Origin of the sequence: Nonomuraea sp. NPDC050556, assembly GCF_044457355.1 — a bacterium.
Taxonomy (GTDB): Bacteria; Actinomycetota; Actinomycetes; order Streptosporangiales; family Streptosporangiaceae; genus Nonomuraea.
This window is the reverse complement of record NZ_JBITGU010000005.1, coordinates 908727-926761: the sequence shown is the minus strand read 5'-3', so window position 1 is coordinate 926761 and position 18035 is coordinate 908727. Positions and strand designations below refer to the sequence as shown.

Annotated in this window: 16 protein-coding genes; 7 read left to right on the top strand and 9 right to left on the bottom strand. The window is 67.1% G+C overall.

Going from position 1 to position 18035, the window contains the following annotated elements; translation table 11 throughout:
• Nucleotides 1–5: 5 nt before the first annotated feature.
• The 3 genes from ACIBG8_RS46675 to ACIBG8_RS46665 are packed head-to-tail and all read right to left on the bottom strand — an operon-like array spanning nt 6 to nt 4864.
• Nucleotides 6–3029 (bottom strand): amino acid adenylation domain-containing protein, encoded by a 3024-nt coding sequence (locus ACIBG8_RS46675; protein WP_397349730.1) that lies wholly within the window; start codon nt 3027–3029, stop codon nt 6–8.
• A 27-nt stretch (nt 3030–3056) separates the two neighbouring features.
• Nucleotides 3057–3251, bottom strand: a complete 195-nt coding sequence (locus ACIBG8_RS46670) for an MbtH family protein (RefSeq protein WP_397349729.1) — start codon at nt 3249–3251, stop codon at nt 3057–3059.
• An 8-nt stretch (nt 3252–3259) separates the two neighbouring features.
• On the bottom strand, nt 3260–4864 hold the full coding sequence (locus tag ACIBG8_RS46665; RefSeq protein WP_397349728.1) for a condensation domain-containing protein: 1605 nt from the start codon (nt 4862–4864) through the stop codon (nt 3260–3262).
• A gap of 661 nt (nt 4865–5525) precedes the next feature.
• Here ACIBG8_RS46665 and ACIBG8_RS46660 point away from each other — a divergent pair.
• The 5 genes from ACIBG8_RS46660 to ACIBG8_RS46640 are packed head-to-tail and all read left to right on the top strand — an operon-like array spanning nt 5526 to nt 10813.
• The gene (locus ACIBG8_RS46660; protein ID WP_397349727.1) at nt 5526–6263 is read left to right on the top strand and encodes a cupin-like domain-containing protein; all 738 of its coding nucleotides are present in this window, start codon (nt 5526–5528) and stop codon (nt 6261–6263) included.
• Nucleotides 6260–7507: a cytochrome P450 gene (locus ACIBG8_RS46655; protein ID WP_397349726.1), complete on the top strand. Its 1248-nt coding sequence runs from the start codon at nt 6260–6262 to the stop codon at nt 7505–7507. Before ACIBG8_RS46660 ends, ACIBG8_RS46655 begins: the two co-directional genes overlap by 4 nt.
• 47 nt (nt 7508–7554) lie before the next feature.
• Nucleotides 7555–8463, top strand: coding sequence for a TauD/TfdA family dioxygenase (locus ACIBG8_RS46650; RefSeq protein ID WP_397349757.1), 909 nt, complete (start codon nt 7555–7557; stop codon nt 8461–8463).
• On the top strand, nt 8460–9377 hold the full coding sequence (locus ACIBG8_RS46645; protein ID WP_397349725.1) for a hypothetical protein: 918 nt from the start codon (nt 8460–8462) through the stop codon (nt 9375–9377). Before ACIBG8_RS46650 ends, ACIBG8_RS46645 begins: the two co-directional genes overlap by 4 nt.
• 41 nt (nt 9378–9418) lie before the next feature.
• A complete protein-coding gene (locus ACIBG8_RS46640; RefSeq protein ID WP_397349724.1) occupies nt 9419–10813 on the top strand; it encodes a hypothetical protein in 1395 nt (464 codons plus the stop codon).
• A gap of 393 nt (nt 10814–11206) precedes the next feature.
• Here ACIBG8_RS46640 and ACIBG8_RS46635 read toward each other — a convergent pair whose 3' ends face one another.
• The 6 genes from ACIBG8_RS46635 to ACIBG8_RS46610 form a co-directional block, all read right to left on the bottom strand.
• Nucleotides 11207–11869 (bottom strand): DUF2637 domain-containing protein, encoded by a 663-nt coding sequence (locus tag ACIBG8_RS46635; protein WP_397349723.1) that lies wholly within the window; start codon nt 11867–11869, stop codon nt 11207–11209.
• Nucleotides 11870–11987: 118 nt separating this feature from the next.
• A complete protein-coding gene (locus tag ACIBG8_RS46630; RefSeq protein ID WP_397349722.1) occupies nt 11988–12326 on the bottom strand; it encodes a hypothetical protein in 339 nt (112 codons plus the stop codon).
• A gap of 594 nt (nt 12327–12920) precedes the next feature.
• Nucleotides 12921–14972, bottom strand: a complete 2052-nt coding sequence (locus ACIBG8_RS46625) for an NACHT domain-containing protein (RefSeq protein ID WP_397349721.1) — start codon at nt 14970–14972, stop codon at nt 12921–12923.
• Nucleotides 14973–15108: 136 nt separating this feature from the next.
• Nucleotides 15109–16086 carry a haloalkane dehalogenase gene (locus tag ACIBG8_RS46620; protein ID WP_397349720.1) on the bottom strand — a complete coding sequence of 326 codons (978 nt, stop codon included), beginning with the start codon at nt 16084–16086 and terminating at the stop codon, nt 15109–15111.
• On the bottom strand, nt 15993–16439 hold the full coding sequence (locus ACIBG8_RS46615; protein WP_397349719.1) for a MarR family winged helix-turn-helix transcriptional regulator: 447 nt from the start codon (nt 16437–16439) through the stop codon (nt 15993–15995). The genes ACIBG8_RS46620 and ACIBG8_RS46615 overlap by 94 nt, the downstream gene beginning before the upstream one ends.
• A 34-nt stretch (nt 16440–16473) precedes the next feature.
• A complete protein-coding gene (locus tag ACIBG8_RS46610; RefSeq protein ID WP_397349718.1) occupies nt 16474–16887 on the bottom strand; it encodes a nuclear transport factor 2 family protein in 414 nt (137 codons plus the stop codon).
• 91 nt (nt 16888–16978) lie between these two features.
• Between ACIBG8_RS46610 and ACIBG8_RS46605 the strand changes: the two genes are divergently transcribed.
• On the top strand, nt 16979–17488 hold the full coding sequence (locus ACIBG8_RS46605; RefSeq protein WP_397349717.1) for a MarR family winged helix-turn-helix transcriptional regulator: 510 nt from the start codon (nt 16979–16981) through the stop codon (nt 17486–17488).
• A 387-nt stretch (nt 17489–17875) separates the two neighbouring features.
• A complete protein-coding gene (locus tag ACIBG8_RS46600; protein ID WP_397349716.1) occupies nt 17876–18031 on the top strand; it encodes a hypothetical protein in 156 nt (51 codons plus the stop codon).
• Nucleotides 18032–18035: the final 4 nt, after the last annotated feature.

Genomic DNA, 18035 nt, shown 5'->3' with positions numbered 1-18035 from the left:
GTCGGTCAGCGGCTGCGCCGAGGGATGAGCGTCGCGGGCACCTGAGCGTGCGGTGAAGCGACCAGGTCACGCAGTTCGCGGATGGACTTGCACGCCATGAACTGGGCCAGTGACACCTGTACAGATAGACGATGGCGGATCAGGGTGATCACTTCCAGCGACCGCAGAGAGTCGCCGCCTACGGCGAAGAAGGCGTCGTCGAGGCCGAAGTCGGAGTGCTCGAGGACTTCGGCGAGGATGTCGAAGAGGCTCCGATCGGTGGGCGCGAGTCCGTCGTCGGCGGCGGGGCGTCTGTTGGCGGCGTCGAGGTCCAGCAAAGCCGCACGGTCGATCTTGCCGCTTGTTGTGCGGGGTATCCGGTCCAGGAAGACCAGCGCCGACGGGCGCATCTGCTCTGGAAGCCGCGAGGCCAGCCAGACTTGCAGGTCGCGGTGCAGGCGACGGTTGCGGGTTCGACGCATGGGGTTGTTGGACATGGAGCGGGCAGCCGGGTCGGGTGCGGTCGGCCACCGCAGCTGGTCGAGGTCAGGCAGTGCAGCACCGAAGGCGACGTCGAAGGATCCGTCTTCGGCTCCGCGCGCCCAGCTTGACCGTGCGTGCAGCCCTGCGTCGGCGGCTAACTCCGCCATCAGCGCCGGGTCGCATCGCGGTGCCCGGTTGGCGGCATGCGCTGTCCGCAGTATCTGGACATCGTCTTCGGATTGTTCGTCGGTCAGGCGTTCGGCCAGTGCGACGTCGGCGCTGACCCGGCTGTTAGGCACGGCGCGGATGCCGAGCACGGCGCCGCGGGCGGCACCGATCCGCTCGCGCAGTGCGGGGAGGTCGGCAATGTCGGCGCCCCAGTCGAGCCAGGCGGCGTCGACAAGTGTGCCTGAGGTGCGCAGCCACACGTCATAGCGATACCGGGTCATCTCGTCGTCGCCGGTGCCACGACGGGGGTGCACCGATGCAGCGGTGACGCGGGGGTCGTGGTCTGCCAGCATCGTGAAGAAGACTGGGTCGACGGCCAGTTCGGGATCGTCGTGCACTGCCTGCTCAACAGCCTTGCGTAGTTCGGCTGCCGACTGCGACGACCGCGCCCGGAACAGTCGGATCGAGGCGTGGCGGGCGTACGCCAACGGGGCGCTGCACACGTCACCGATGTACATGACGCCGCTAGGCGCCAACAGCGACAGCGCCCGGTCGATCGTCTGACGCAGGTGGTCGAGGCTGGAGAGATATTGCGCCACGGAGTTCATCACGATCAGGTCGTAGCTGCCCTGACACAGTTCGGCAACATCTTCGGCTGAGCCTTGGACTAGGCGGAGGCCAGGCCCGACCGGTGCGCCTGCCGCGACGGCAGCGCGGATATGGTCGAGCACGGAAACGGAGAAGTCTAGGCCGGTATAGCTTTCGCTGTGGGGCGCCAACCGGAAGAGGATCAGTCCGGTGCCGCAGCCGATCTCCAGCACCTTACGTGGCGCCTGCGCTAGCAGCTGCGTCACAGTGGCGTCGAGCCAAGCCCGCATGGTCTGGTCGTCGTAGCGCAGACCGGTATAGCTGCTATTCCAGCCGCGGGTATCGAAGCGCGGGTCGTTGCGCTGGCTGTCGGGGTTGGATGCTTCGAAGATGGCCTGCCACTGGGAGGAGCGGCCGCTGTGAACGTTCTCGTCGGTGTCGCGGCTGTCGTCGAGCATCGCCGTGATGTAGGCGGTGAGGCGGGTGTTGCCTGAGGCGTCGGCCCGCGCGACAACCGCGGCTTGTTCCACCGCCGTATGCCCTAACAGTGCATGCTCGATCTCGGCCAGCTCCACCCGGTAGCCGCGCACCTTCACCTGCCCGTCAGCACGGCACACGAACACCAGCGACCCGTCAGGCTGCCACTGCACCAGATCACCCGTGCGCATCAGCCGTGACCCCGGCAACGCCCCGGCGAACCCGTCCGGCACGAACCGCGATGCCGTCAGTACCGGATCCCCGGCATATCCCTGTGCAACCCCCGCCCCACCCAGCCACAACTCCCCAACCACACCCGGCCCCACCAGCGCCCCCGCTGCATCCACCACGAACGCCCGCACCTTCACCAGCGGCCGCCCCACACACGGCACCGGCCCCGACCACCCGACCACCGCCGCTGTACTATCCACCGAGCACTCCGTCAGCCCGTACACATTCACCGCTCGCACGTCTGAAGCCGCCCGCAGCTCATCCCACAATCGCTGGTCCAGCGCCTCCCCACCCACCAGCACCACCGATGGCCCCTCCGACAGCACCCCCGCCCGCACCAGCCCCCGCAACTGCGTCGGCGTGCAGTCCAGGACATCCACCCGCGCCTGCCGCAGGAACCGCACCATCAGCTCCGGATCCCGCCGCACCTCCTCCTCCACCATCACCAGGCAGCTACCCCACACCAGCTGCACGAGCTGCTGCACGCACGCATCGAACGCCAGCGACGCGTTCACCGACACTCGCAGCCCGCCCAACTGCGGCACCACTCCCGCCAGCCCGTCCACCAGCCCTGCAACGCCTCCGTGGTCGACCACCACACCCTTGGGCCGGCCTGTCGAACCCGAGGTAAACAACACATACGCCGCATCCGAAGCGCCTACCGGCAACCCGCCTGCCCCCGCAGCAGCAGCACCTGCCGACTCGGCTACTGAACCATCCACACCCAGCCGCACCACCCGGCACCCCAGCCCCTCCACCACCCCATCGCCTCCAGCCGGCCCCACCACCACCGACACACCCGCATCCGCCACCATCACCGCCAGTCGAGCCGCCGGCAGCTCCGGATCCAAAGGCACGAAAGCCGCACCAGCACGCCACACCCCCCACACCCCCACCACCATCCCGACACCCCGCACACCCACAATCCCCACCCGATCGCCACGGCCCACGCCCAGACCCGCCAGCTCCCCCGCCACCCTCCCCACCAGCGCACCAAACTCACCGAACGACACCACCCCATCCCCGCACACCACTGCCGCCGCACCACCGCACGACTCCGCCACCCCCAACAACCGATCAACCACCGAAACCCAGCCAGTCATTGCTCCCCGATCCCGTTCTTCCCCGTGTCAGACTGGACGGGCGGACTTGGGCCGCAGGTCAGTCCAGTTCGCCTCGATGTAAGCTAGGCAGTCGGCACGGGACGCCGCCTCGCCAGCGGCCTGCCACCCGTCGGGCACCGGCCGGCCCTCGGCCGGCCACAGCGAGTATTGCTCTTCGTCATTGCGCACCACGAGGTAGAGCGCGTCGTCGTCGTCGAACATGGCTGCTCCTAGAAGGTGAAGGTGCCAGCGCGGACCTGGTCGATCGCCGCAGCGAGGTCGCGGATGGTCGTGTAGTCGAAGATGACCTTCAGCGGGACGCGCACACCGAGCGTGCGGCGCAGCCGCGAAGCGATCTGGATCATGTGGATGGAGTCGCCGCCCAGGGCGAAGAAGTCGTCGGTAACGCCAATGCTCGACTCGGGTCGCGGCAGCACCTGCGCCCATGCGGCCCTGACACTCTCCTCCGTCTCTGTGACGGCCCTGGCAGCTGCGGCTGCGGCTGTGGGCTGGCCGGACGCGGCCAGTTCCGCTGCAGCCGCGCGCAGCAGGCTGGCGAAGCGCTCGGCAGCCTCGCCCAAGTCCTCGTCGGCCTGCCCGATCCACTGCACAGAGAGGTTGCCGTCTTCGATCCAGGCGTTGACCGTGAGCGCGTGGCGACGAGTGCGCAGCTCACAGCGGCCGTCGCCGAGTTCGGCAGGAACGATCTCCACGGCCGACTGGCCGGAAGCAGAGTAGCGGCCGAGGTAGGTGAAGAGCACACGGGCCGGCGGCAGGGCCCGTAAGCGCGCACCGAGCGGATGTACTCGCAGGATGCCGAAGCCCTGTCCGGCGCGCGGCACCTCCCGCATCCTGTCGGCGATGCCGGCCGCTGCAGCACCGACCGGCTGTGGGTCGGACGGCACGTACAGCGGCCACGTCGCGGTGAGCCACCCGATCGTGCGCGAGGCGTCGGCGCCGGGTACGGCCTCTCCCCTGCCGTGGGTCTCAATGTCGACGAGCAGGCCGGGGCCTCCGCCGGGCTGCAGTGCTCTAGCCAGAGCCGACAGGATGACGTGATCCGGCCCGCGACGGCCCTGCTCGGATTCGCCGGATACGGCGGTGGTTTGCGCCGCGTCCAGGACGGTGAGGTGACGGACCGGGACAGATCCCGGCAGCGGGCCGCCGACGGCGGCCGGCGACTGGTCGCACCAGAACTTGACCTCCTCGGCCCAGTCAGCTGCGGCGGCGTGCTGGGCGGCAATCCAGTCGGTGAACCCGGTGGCCGGGAGAAGTTGCGGCGAGCGGCCCTGAGCCCATGCATCGATGGCGTGACCGAGGTCTTCTGCCAGGACACGCCACGACACACTGTCGACGATCAGGTGGTGGGCAACGAAGATCATGAGCGGGTCCGCGCGTACGCCCTGGTCGAGGACGGCGACCCGCGCCAGCGGGCCAGCGGAGATGTCGAGGCCGCCGTGGAGGCGCTCCGCGCACTCGGCGGCGGCCCTGGCAACGTCGCCGGTGAACATGTCTCCCAGCGGCACGAACTCGACCGGGACGTCGACACTGGCGGCGCGGTGCTGACGCCACACGCCCTGCGGGTCCTGCCGGAAGCGCAGCGAGAAGGCTTCGTGCGCTTCGGTGACTGTTCTGACGGCGCGCTCGACGATGTTGCGCGAAACCGGTATGCGAATGGCCAAGGCAACGGCCTGGTTGAACATATCTGGTTCTTCCGGCTGCTGTTCGAATAGCCATTCCTGGGAAGCGGCGAGAAGAAGTCCGGAGGAGCATTCCGATGTGTCGTCCGATGATTGCACGCCGACGATGACCTCCCTGTCGTGAATTACGTGCACAACTCTCTGGGAATAACTAGGAGGAGCTCAGTGCGCCTGTGGCGAGACATTGTCAGCACGCAGTGGAAATACCCACTACGGCGGCCATGTCGCGTCCCCGAATTGCCCGCAACTTCCTGGTGCTTAACGTGTTCATTCACGCAAGAACCGGATACGGATGACACAGGTATCCAAGATCGCTATCTTCCGACGATGATTGGGAAATCGATTTCTGGTCTATCACCCAGATGCTGCCTTGACAAGCCCCGCGCGCATGATGAGGGCACGGACCAGTCTGCAAGAGGTACCTCTGGTCTCCGCCGGCGGGCGGCTGATCGCCATATTCTTGCTGATCAGGTCGGGAGTCGCAGGACTTAGGGGGGCGCGAGGGCGGGGGCGTGGGCCTGGATTAACTCCAGGCGAGGACGAGCTCGACGGCATGAGGGGTCGTCGGAGAGCCGGATGAGACGTTTGCGGCGTGCCGGACTGTAGGGCCTTCGAGAGCCTGGAGCCCGAGGCCGCTGGGAAAGCTCTTCCCAAATCGGGATCGGCCATGTAATCGTAGTCTGCAAATGAGGCGGCGCGAGGAATCCATACAGCCATCGAAACGGGGAAGACATTGACAGCCAATAGCGATCGAGTGGACAGCCGCCAGCTTGCACCTCGTGGGACTGTCGAACGCATGGATGCGCGCTTGCTTGAGCGATTCTGGCCCGAGTTCTACGCCCGCAACATCCCCGTCGTCGTCACCGGCGGAATGGATGAGTGGGCCGCCATGGGAATGTGGACGCCCAGCTATTTCCGCGACCTGCTGGTTGGCATGGAACACCCGCTGCGCGAGACCGACGACGAGATCGAATACGCGTTCGTCAACCACACCAAGCGGGTCATGTCCGTCTCGGATTACATCGACGCTCTCGACAAGGAGCTACTGGAAGGCAGCCGTCAGCCGTACTTCGGCAACATCCCGATCGCCTCGCCGGACACCACGTGCTGGTTCGCCCCTATCCGCGACCACTTCGCCTTCCCCGACGTGCTCCGCGACCGAGTGGGCGAGGAACTGCGGCTGTGGATCGGCGGCCGCGGCCAACGGTCCACTATCCACAACGACAGCAACCACGGCTTCAACGCCCAGGTGTACGGCCGCAAGACCTTCGTGCTGTTCCCTCCTGAGGAGCACCAGTACCTGTACACGATGCGCATCTCCGATGACACGTGGGTCAGCCAGGTCGAGTGGGCCGACCCCGACCTATCCGTGCATCCGGAGTACAGCAAGGCCACCGGCATGGAGGTGACGCTAGAGGTGGGAGAGATGCTTTACATTCCGGCTTTCTGGTGGCATAGCGCCCGCGCCGAGTCCGTGGCTATCAACATCAACATCTGGATCTTTACTCCGGACATCGGCAAGTGGATCCAGTGACGGCACGATTCGAAGCCGTCCCGGCCGTACCCGTCCGCTATGACCCCGACGACCCCGAGCTGCGGACCGACCCGTACCTAATCTATGCCCGACTACGAGAGCAGGGCCCGCAGCAGGACCGGCTCGGGGTATGGATCCTCAGCAGGTACAGTGACGTGGCTGCCGTGCTACGCAGCCGGCATTTCACCTCAGACCCCTACGCGTGGGACCTGTACCCGGAGCTTGCCGAGGCGATCTACGAGGATCTCGAGTGCCCGCTGCTCGTGCTCCAGCGCACCTGGCTGATGCTGCGGGACGGTGAGGAGCACCAGGCCGCGCGGCGGCTGTTCGCCCGCGCGCTCACGGCAGAGCGGGTCCAGCACGCTGCCGCCTACGCCGGGCAGGTGGCCTACGATCACGCGGCCGAGCTGACCGCCCGCGGCGGCGGCGACTTCATGTCGGACGTGGCAGTGCACGTGCCGGTGCGAACCATCTGCCACCTGCTGGCTATGCCCTACGAGGACGGCGTGCACTGCCGCGGCCTGATGGACAAGGTGCTACTCACCTTCGGGCTCAGCGGTACCGCAGCGCAGACGGTGCGGGAGGCTAACGAGGCTGCGGTTGAGCTGCTCGGGTACTTCTCCGAAATGGTGGAGCGCCGACGGGCTCTGCCTGGCGAGGACCTGGTCAGTGAGCTGCTGCGCACCGACGCCGACGCGATGACACTGCCGGAGTGGGTTGCCAATGTCATCCTGCTGTTCGCGGCCGGGCACGAGACGACCGTGAACGTGCTTGGCAACGGGATGCTGGCGCTGTTGCGCCATCCCGACCAACTGGACCTGCTGCGGCGAGAGCCGGGGCTGGCCGCGGGCGCAGTCGACGAGATGCTGCGCTACGACAGCCCTATGCAGGTGGTGTCCCGGTCGGCGCTCGCTGACACGATGGCGGGTGCGCAGCCGGTGCAGGCTGGCCAGCACGTGGCACTGCTGCTCGGGTCCAGCAATCGCGACCCCGGCCAGTTCGAGCAGCCAGATGTGTTCGACATCCGCCGGCCCGCCGGCACCGGCCATCTGTCGTTCGGCGCAGGGGCTCATTTCTGTCTCGGGGCGCGGCTCGCCCGCAGTGAAGCGTCGGCCGCGTTCGCCGCCGTGGTCCGTGCCCTGCCCGACCAGGTGGGGCAGGGGGGCACTTTGGCCTGGGTCGACACCACCTCCCACCGCGGGCTGAAGCATCTGCCGCTCGAGCTGAATGGAACCGCGAGATGATTAAATGAGCTCCGACCGCCTCGACTTCCCGTTCGCGATCGACGCGCCTGCACGGGGCACAATCCCGCGGTGGCTGGCAGCGCGGCCCTGTCGACGACTTGCTGCACCGGCACGGAGCTGTGCTGTTCCGCGGTTTCGAGCTCGCGGACCTTGCACAGTTCGACGAGGCCACTGCGGCGCTCATCCGCGAACCAGGGACGTTCCTGGAGGAGTCATCGTCGCGGACGCGGCTGACGGACATCTCTTTCACCTCGACGGACTACCCCGCGCGCTACGGCATCCAGTTCCACAGCGAGTACTCCTACTCCGACACCTGGCCAGCGCGGCTGGTGTTCGGATGCCTGGTCCCGCCCGGCTCGGGCGGGACCACATTGCTCTCCGACACCCGGCGGGTGCTGCGGCGCCTGCCCGAGGAGCGGCTGCCAGAGTTCGTCCGGCTCGGCATCCGGTATCAGCGCAACATCACAAACCTGGGTGTGGCCTGGTCGGTCGCGTTCGGCACCGAGAACCCCGACGAGGTCGAGCGTGCGTGCAACGCGCGCGGGATCCAGTGGCGCTGGTCGCCAGCTGGCCTGCACACCACCCAGTACGCCGATGCGGTAGTGCGACATCCCGCCGCTGGCGAACTGTGCTGGTTCAACCATGCGCTGATCTTCAATGTGCACGGCTTGGAGCCAGAGTCTCTACGCGAGGCGCTACTGGACGTCGGGGCGGACATGCGATCCAGTGACACGAGCCTTGGCGACGGCACCACGCTGGACGCGGAGACGGTCGACCTCATCAGGCAGGCCTATGCCGCCGAGGCCGCGGCGGTCGAGTGGCGCCGCGGCGACGTCCTGGTGATCGACAACATGATCACGGCGCACGCGCGGGCGCCGTACCGCGGCGACCGGCGCATCGTGGTGTCCATGGGCGACCCGGTCCACCGTCGGTCGCTGCGGGCGGTCTCCGGATGAGCGGGGCGGCGCTGTATCTGTCCGACATCGGCTACACTCTCGGCGAGCCGACCCCGGTTGCCTCTGTCGTGGGAGACCGCGAGGCGCGCGACAGCCTCGACATCCTGCGCCAGGAAGGCGTGGAGTCCTACCGCGTGTCGGAGTCTACGCCGGCGCAGTTGGCCGCCGCCAGCTGCCTGCCCCAAACCGTGGCCGGGCTGTCTGGGAGCGCGGGCGTCGTGTACTGCACCGACAGCCCGCCGTCGATGACGCTGACCGACGACATGTGGGACTTCCTGTGCCAGACGGGGATCCCCGACCGAACCGCAGTGGTCAGCGGGGGCAGCGGCTGCGGGAACCTCGGCCCCGGACTGGCTGTGGCCCGGGGCCTGCTGATGGGCGGCGAGCACATGGATATCCTGCTAGTGACGACCGACCGCGTCATCACCGGCACCCGATTCGTCGCCAGCGGCCTGACGGTGCTCAGCGACAGCGCCGCCTCATGCCGGGTCACCGCCGAGCCGCCCGAGCGCGGTTTCCGGGTCACCGGGATGGCCTCGCTGGTGCGGGCAGCGACCAGGCATCACGGGCAGGGATTGGCGTCGGCGCGGTCGCTCATCACGGCGGTGGGCCAGCTCGTTCCGCGTGCGTTCCGGAATTCCGAGTCGTCGGCGACGGAAAGCCGCCACCTGCTGACCGGCAACTACGGTGTAACACCGCGGTCGCTGCTGGCGATGGCGGCAGGCCTTGAGCCAGAGGCCCACTATGCCCCGCGCGTCGGCGAGCTCGGCCATTGCTTTTCCGCCGACATCCTGATCAGCCTGGCTGATCTGGACGCGGACGGCTCACTGGCCCACGGCGACCAACTAATGCTGATCGCGTCAAGCCCTAAGGCCTGGTCGGTGGTCGCGGTCGACTACTACCGGCCCGCGTGACCGCGGACCCACTGGCGAGACTTCACGGGAGCGAACCGACGATGCATGTTGATGCCCGCGTAGTGGACAACGGCCCGCTGAACTATCCGCAGCAGGAGTGGCTGCGCGGGGTAGACCTGGCGGCGGCCGAGCGGGGCCTAGACAACGTCCTCGTCGACCTCAATGCCGGTCCGGGAAGGACCGAGCTGCTACTTGAAGGGCTCGTCCGGTGCATTAATAGGCACGAGACGCTGCGCACCCGGTACGCGTTCGCCGGAGGGATCATGCTTAGCGGCTCCCAACTGGTCCTGGCGCCCGCGCTGGACCTGCGGTCACTGATGCTGCAGGTAGCAGACGTCCGCGACGATCCCGATGCTGCCAGCAGACCGTTCAACCTCACCGGCGAGGTCCCCATCAGGGTCCGCGTCGTCAGCTCCGACCCGGACCGCTCGCGGGTGGTCCTCGTTGCCGACCACGTGGTGACCGACTACTGGGGCGCGCAAGTGATCCGGGCCGAGGTAGAGACGTACGCAGCCGAGGGCGACACCCGGGCGGTACGCTCGCGGTGGGCGTCCCATGTGGTGTCGTCTCAAGGCACCCCACCCTTGCAGCCGCTGCAGGTGGCCCGGATAGAGCGGGCGCCAGCCTTCCCCGCCGAGGCCAGCCTGGGCCGCCTGCGCGAGGTAGTGCGAGCCATCCAATCCTCGATCGAGGTCGGGGGCAGGCACCTGGCCGCCTTCGGGAACCAGGACAGGGACGGCTCGATCCCGACAGTGAGCCTCCATCTAGTCTCAGCCGACCTGGCGCGCAACGTGCTGGCCGCCGCCGACAAGTACCGCGCCCCCGCGGGAGCGGTTTACCTCTCGCTCGTCCGGATCGCCCAGTTCTGCGCGTTCGGTGCCGACCGTTACGCCCCGAACGTCATCTGCTCGAACCGGGTGCTTGCCCGGGCTCGGATCGCGGCCGGTAAGATGTATCTGCCCACGATGGTGCACACATCCCTACGACCGGCGGACCGCTGGGGCGAAGTGCTCAACTCTTCTCATGTCTGCCTGTTGCGGGCGCAGCGGTCCTGCCATACGCCCATCGCCGAGATGTCGGCGATCCTGCGGGGCGGCCTGACCGAGGGCATGACCGACAACTTCCTCAACATCGTGATCGCCGAGACCGAGCGCGGTCCGCTGGCCGCGCTCGACTCGGCCCCTGCCCTGTTCCACGGAGGCGAGCGCCTGCACGGCAGGCGGCTGGCGATAGAGGTGTTCCACAGCGCTGCCGACACGATGGTCCGGCTGCGCTACCGCAAGGACCTGTTCAATCTCGACCGGGCGCGCCTCTTTCTGTCGATGCTCGACAGCCTGGCCACTGCCGTGGTCGGCGAGGACCGCACTCACTGCTCCGTCGCTGGCCTCAGCCTGGCCGTGCCACCGAAAGCCATGCCGCTGGCGAGCGAGACGTGAGCCTGCTGCTTCTGGGTCCCCACCGGTCAACGGACCTCGGCCCGGCCGCTACTGGTTGATGAGGTACTTCGGTAGCCGCCGCTGCTTGCTGATGTCCAGGGGCCGGCGCCGGCTGCCGGTCGCATCCTCCCGTTCGGGCTGACCCCGGTGCGCTGCCCAGAGAGCGCCACCGCACTGCGGTGACCGTTGTCCCATCACCGGCTACCGGGTGGTCCCGTCCTCTTGGCCAAAATCCATCCCTCTCTGGTGATCTCCTGTAGCTGGCCAGCGGGAGGCCTGGACGGGAACATCCTCGTGCGGGGATGGTTCCATCTAACGGCTGGCGCCGTTCGGGCTGGACGCGTGCTCCCCGCGCGTGCGGGGATGGTCCCGCGATCTTCACAAACAACGTGCTCACGACCCAAGCTCACCAGCCAGACCTGCTTTCTTGATCCAACGACCCCATCTGGCGCTGCGCTCGAACTGTGAAGCTATCGTCTTCCCCGGCGGAAGAGCTCCGTCAGGTAGACGGTTTGACTGAGCCCATTGCCAGGCCGACCTGTGGAGATCCACGACAGCGTGACCACGCTGACGAGGCGGACCGCCGGGTTGCTCTAGGTCTTCCACGGGCTCGGCATCCGGAGCCGCGCTCTCCGTCTGAGGTTTCTCTGGTACCGGTTCGGTGGAGACTCGACGAACCTGTGCCATGAGCAGTTCGTAGCTGCCAATCAGAGCTGCTGAGGGCCAGGCGGCGATGATTCGGCCGATCACACTGGGCTCGGCGACCGCGACGTTCGCACCCAAGCTGGCCAGGCTGCCGACAATCAGCAGAGTCCAAGCCAAGGCGCCGCCGCGTGAGCCGTACCGGTTGGCGAGAAGGATCGACATCGACGCGACCACGATGGTCCCGTCGACAGCGAGCGGGATGAGAACAGCGGCGAGGTGGTCTTCACCGTGGCGCAGGCAGAGCTCGTGCATGTGGCGGAAGGAAACAACAGCAGCGATCCCCGCCAGAAGGCCGACACCCACGATGGTCGTACGCTGGATCCGCCGCACCGCCTGAGTGGTGGGCTCCACGCCGCCTCACCCCTCCCGACCAGGGAGAACGAGTGTCGCGGAAGCCGCGAAGGGCATGTACGTATCGAGTGTGTCGCCCCTCGGACACACACCGATACCCAATGAGAGTCCTGGTTGCTCACAGCAGCGACCAGGACTTCGTTGTTTGCGGGTCGAAGGTCAGCTCAAGGCCCATGTCGGCATAAATCTTCGCCTTTCTTGCGGAGTCAGCCTTTCTGAGGATCTTGACCGTGTCGCCCAGGCCGTGCAGCGCGGTGGCCAGTGCAGCGCGATCGAAGGGACTGCGGTCGACCACGGGTAGGCGGTCGAGCCTTCCTTGGATTTCGGAGCGTCGGGACTGCTCGTCGTTCATCCGGCCCGCGATGATGCCATGGTTGGCAACGGCGTCCAGGGCGGTGCGGTACTGGTGAGTTTGCGGCCAGCACGCCTGCTGCCACCGAAGTCCCGGGTCAGGCATCGATCACCTGAGTGTGCTGAGCGACCTCGCGTCGTCGGCGCCAACGACAGAGACGTCACAGGTTGACCACCTTGCCCCCGATGCTGTGATCGGGACGTCTCGCCTAAATGTCGTCACTTCACGGGGCTCGAGGTGACGTCCACCTCGGACGGCCTCCGCCAGGCCATCCTCGCTATCAACCACCACCCCAACGGGATCACCCGGTCCTCCTCTCCCTCGTCGAAAACGACCCTCTGCCTGAGATGAGCCGAGCCAGAAGGTCGAGACGACAAGAAGTTGGGAAACCGCCCCGCTCTGCAGCGGTTCCATCGTCTTCATGAAGGTCGCCTGGCATTGCTCGGCCTCCGGCAGCGCGTCAAGGACCATGACTGGTAGCCCCAGAGCGGCTGTTTGGGACATGAAGAGGGGGCTCCGCCTTCACCGCGATCTGTGATGTCGCCCATACTGCAAGCTTCTTCCGCGGCAGCGAGACGCCATCCGGGGTGGCTACGCACCCTCCGTGAGGTGCGGCTGGCGGTCTCCGAGGCCTGGCCGGCGGCCAGCGTATTGGTTGTCGCGCGGCGGTCACGCGAACGGGCAGCCGTACATCCTCGATTACCTTGGGACGGCTGAGCGATGGCGGGCAGGGTCGGCGAGGTAGTCCTGGATCTCCCGGTGCCGAAACTGCAGACCTGTCCCCGCGACCCGTATCAGCCCTGCCCCGTAGCACCAGCGCAGAAAGCCGACGAGCCTCCAGGGCAGTGGCGTCCCTGTCCAGCGCCGCGTAGACAGGAGCAGTCCCAGGTAGCGGACGGCCCGATCCCCGCCAGTCCCCTTGTAGGCGATGTCGACGGCGAGCGCGCTGACGACGCCGTAGATACTGCAGAAGACCACCGCGCTGGGGAAGGGGCCGAGGACGGAGATGGGGAAGGTGAGGGTCCAGCCCATCGACCACCCTGCGGCGAACCCGAGTGCGGGCGCGGCCACCACGCTTCCCGGAAGCCCGAGGAGGAGGCTGGATCGGATGGCGTCGAACGGGCCCGCATGATCGCGCTTCCTCGTCAGCGACACGATCAGCAACGTATAGATCAGCGCGACCGTCAGCCCGAGCGGCAACCCTCTCGTAAAGGGTTCGCGGTGCTCTCCGCCGGCGTTCAGCAGAATCCCGAGCGAAATGCTGAAGATCACCGCACTGCTGATCAGAAGCACGACCAAAGAAACCCATGGTCGCCCAGTGAGCGGCGTCTTCAGTTGCAAGAAGGAGGTGCTCCTCCTACTGGCCGGTACCAGGACGAGGGCAATCGCACCTGCGATGAGCGTCGAGAACCCCGACCCGGTGGGTAACGCCTGTGGGAACCATACTTGGCCGAGGATCGCGATCATCATGCACAACAGCAGCATGGCCAGCATCGACAGTATCCGCTGGACACCACCGCCGGCGATCGGCCAGAGCTCATCCACCACAAGGTCAGAGTTGGTTTTCTGGGCGTGGACGGCCAGGGTGCCAAGCCAGCGACGTACCCGTTCCGGATCGTGGCGCCCCCCTCGGCAGACCGAGGGGATGAGGAGACCGAGCAGATGGTCTCGGATCTTGTCTTCGGTGTCCATCGTCGGGTCGGTGAGTTCGTCCGGGTCTCGAACGTAGTCGCCGGTCGAGGGGTCTTGCTGGTCATAGGCGAGGACTGCCAGAGACAACCGCCAGGGCGTGGTGAGCGCTCGGGCCAGCGGCCGGTTCCCGTCGCGGCGCATGGCCGCCAGCACCGGCTGCCAGCGTTCGGTCTCGGCCGCGCTCCGCGTGATGAACTCACGTGCTTGAGGAAGCCCCACGGGATGGATTTCCACCCAGGTGGCGTGCCGCGCCCACTCTCGGGACTTGGCCAGTGCCCGGTACTGAACGGATCGGCAGGTCAGGATGACAGCGCCGGTCTTGTGTCCGGCAAGGTAGCTGTTGCACGCTCGCACGATGTGAGCGGCGCGCGATGTGTATCCAGGTTCGTCTGCCGCGTCCGCCTCGTCGAGGCCATCGACCACGGGAAGCACCAGTCGAGCCTCGACCAGGCTCCGAGCGGAGCGCTTGGACAGCCGGTAGACCCGGGTGAGGTGCTGCACGAGCCAGTCCTGGAGCGCGCTCTCCACCGGTTTGGCGGTGTCCAGTTGCGCAGCGGGCAACCGTACCGGCACCGGATCGGCTGGGCCGCGTCCATCGAGCAGACCGAGGATCAGCTCCACCGCGAGCATCGTCTTTCCCGACCCGGGCGCCCCGGTGATCACCAGCCGGCGAGGGCTCAGGCCATGGAAATAGGTGGTCACCTCATGGAAGGAGCCGCGGCGGCTGCCGCGGCTCTTCGGTGCTTCCTGAAGCCGGAACTCCACGTTGATCGCGGCACCCTGCCCGTCGATCAGGTGCCGTCTGGCCTCCCCCTCCACGACACCGACTGCGATCGAGAGCCGCGCCAGAAGGACAGCGACATCCGTATCCGCCTGCTGTTGCGCGTACACTCCCAGGCCGAGCGCCGCGACGCTCACAGCGAAGCTGGCAACCGCGACCACCGCGCTGACCGGGTCGAACTGGCCAGGAGAGGTCCCGGGCAGCTCGTGCCAGGCCAGGATCACCGCGGTAACGATCAGCGCGAGTACGGCGACGCCGTACCAGCGTCCAAAGATCATGGCTCAAACCATAAGGAGCCGCGGCCACCCGGCCAAGGGGTTGAAGTCAGCGGCGGTGCCTCGCAACCTGACCTGTACGCGCTGGAGGCGGAGATCTGGCTGGCCAGCGGGCGTCGGTGGCGCGTGGTGAGGCGGGTTATCGGAGGTTCTGCTGGTCGAGCCAGGTGGCGATCGCCCTGGCGATCGTTTCTGGCTGGTCTTCGGCCGCGTGGTGGCCGGCGGGGCCGCAGTGTTCGATCTGCAGGCCCGCGATGTTGTCCTTGCACCAGGCGGCGACTTCCGGCGTGATGAGCAGGGTGGGCGAGGAGTCGAAGGTGAGCAGGAGTTTGGGAACGTCCCGGCTGTCGGCCAGCCAGGTGCCGTAGGCGCCGATCCGGGTGGTCACGTCGGCGGGGTCGCCGTCGATCGGCAGCGAACGGGTCCAGTTCAGCACCGGGCGCCGGCTCTCGCGACTGGGGTACGGTGCCCGGTAGACGTCGAGTTCCTCGTCGCCGAGCGGGTGCAGCACTCCCCCGGTGTAGGCGGCTTCGACGAAGAAGTGGGAATCGAGCACCAACGCCTCGCCCTCGGCGGTGCGGAACCTCGCGGTATGGGCGCGGGCTTGTTCGGAGAGCTCGCTTGAGGCGATCGGTCGCACGATCGTCTCGAAGAAGGCGAGACCACGCACCCGTTCGGGGTGCCGGGCCGCCCAGTCGAAGGCGAGCGCGCCGCCCCAGTCGTGGCCGACGAGCACGATGTCGTCCAGATCGAGCGCGTCGAGGAACGCGTCCAGATAGCGGGCGTGGTCGGCGAACCGGTAGTCGCCAGCCGGCTTGCCCGAGCGGCCCATGCCGATGAGGTCGGGGGCGATCAGCCGTCCCGCTCCGACCAGCGGGAGGATCTTGCGCCACATGTGGGAGGAGGAGGGGTTGCCGTGCAGGAAGACGACGGCGGGTCCGCTGCCGTGGTCTTCGTAGTGAAGTGTCGAGTCGAGGACGTCGATGCTGGGCATGATGGACGTTTCCTTGTCTGAGAGGGGTTTCAGGCGCTGGCCAGAACGGCGTTGGCCCTGTCCAGGACGGTGCTGAGGACACGGCCCGCGGTGGCGAGGTCCTCGGCGGGCAGGTCGCCCCACAGTTCCTGGATGATCGGGCCGAGAGCGGTGCGGACCTGCGTCCACTGCTCCTGGCCGGCCTCGCTGACCTGCACGCTGCCGTCGCCGCCGTCGCCGCCGTCGCGCAGGAGGCCCGCGGCGGTCAACTCGGCGATGCGCTCGGCCACGGATGCCTCGCTGAACTTGGTGGCCTCGCTGACCTTGTGGATGAGTTCGGCGCGGTTGATGGTCTCGCCGCTCGCCACCGTCAGCGTGAGCGTCACCCATTGGGGTTCGGTGATGCCGGTCCCGTCGAGCTGGCGCTCCAGGATCGCGTTGAGGGTCTTCTCGGTCTGGCCGATGAGTGCGGGGCCGAAGGCCTGGGTGGGCGCCATGACTAAGTCCAATCCATTAAGAGAGCGACAGGAATCAGTTCTCGCGGGTCCAGGCGGGCGTGATGCGCTGCTCGCGGAATCGCCAGCCCGCCGGCGTCCGCACCAGGCTGCCGGCCATGCGCAGGCCACCCGTGAAGTGGGGTGCTTGGCCGTCGCGGTAGTAGAACACGAGAGAGTACGCCGAGGCGGTCGCCTGATCGTCGTTGACCTCCACCAGCAGGTCGGTGGTCAGGTGCTGGGCTTGCTGCCCCTCGACCTCACTCCGTCGCATGAAGTCGACGATCTTGTCGATGCCGTGGAGCTGGCCTCCGCGCGGCGAGTGCACTGTCACGTCGTCGGCGAAGACGGTGTCGGCGTCCTCCCATCGCTTGTCGTCAAGCAGGCGTGCGAAGCGGGCGAACAGGTCGGCGATCTCGACCCGGTCGGCGATCAAAGTATCCGTGGACACGGTGGCCTCTTTCGTTCGTTGCACTAACGTTTCTGGTGTGAACGAACTTACATCGTTAGTCGGACTAACGCAACAGGGTAGGATCAGCGTCATGAGCAGCAGAGCCGAAGCCGCCGACATGCCGCACGACAGCGAGACGAACACGCCAGACAGGCTGCGCCGACGAGCCAGCCGCCTGCTGTCGGGCATGACCGCCCAATCGGATCGGCTGGTGAACGAGGGACTGGCCCAGGTCGACGCCCGCAAGTGGCACTACGCCGTGCTGGCCTCGTTGCAGGAGCACGGCCCGGGCAGCCAGGCGACACTGAGCCGACGCACCGGCATCTACCGCAGCGACATGGTCGGCGTCCTCAACGAACTCGCCGAGCGCGACCTCGTCGAACGGACGCCGGATCCCGACGACCGCCGCCGCAACGTCATCACGATCACCGCCCAGGGCCGCCGGAACCTGCGCCGCCTCGACCAGGTCCTCGACGACCTCCACGACGAGCTGCTCGCCCCGCTGACCCCCGCAGAACGCGACCAGCTCGTGCGGTTGCTCACCCGCCTACTGGACCACCACACCCGGCGGGCGCCGCACCCCTCATCTCACACGGAGTGAGCAGTCGAGCTTCGGACACAGGGTTTCCCCATATCCAGGAACGGGCTCCTTTGAGAAACTTCGGGCTCCCCGATGATTGTTTCTGGGAGGTAGCCGGGCCGGTCGTTCACCCAATGCGCATCCATCCGCCGCAGACACACAGCACACCGAAGCAACCCGGCCAGCGGAAACCCGCGTGCTCCCATCCCCAGATCTGGCGACCGGTGTAGCGAGGGTTCTCCAGGATCGCGGCCACCGCGCGCAGCAATCACGCCTCCCCCGACCGATGCGGATTCCTCTACCACTGTGGGACTGGGCTCGATGCTCGCGACCGTCCGTGTCATCGCCGTTGATGCCCAACCCTGACCAACATAGGAACCAACAGCTACACCCACGGGCTCTGGTCCGATGAAACCAGCTCTTCGCGGTCTCCTCGTCGCCGTCGGCGTGTTCGCCGTCCTCGCTCTCCTGCTGGGCCTGATCGGCGCGGTAGGACAGTGGGAGGTCCTGCTCATCGGGGTGATCTCCGTCGGTGCCAAGCGGCCAGTCACCCCAGTCCAATGATCAA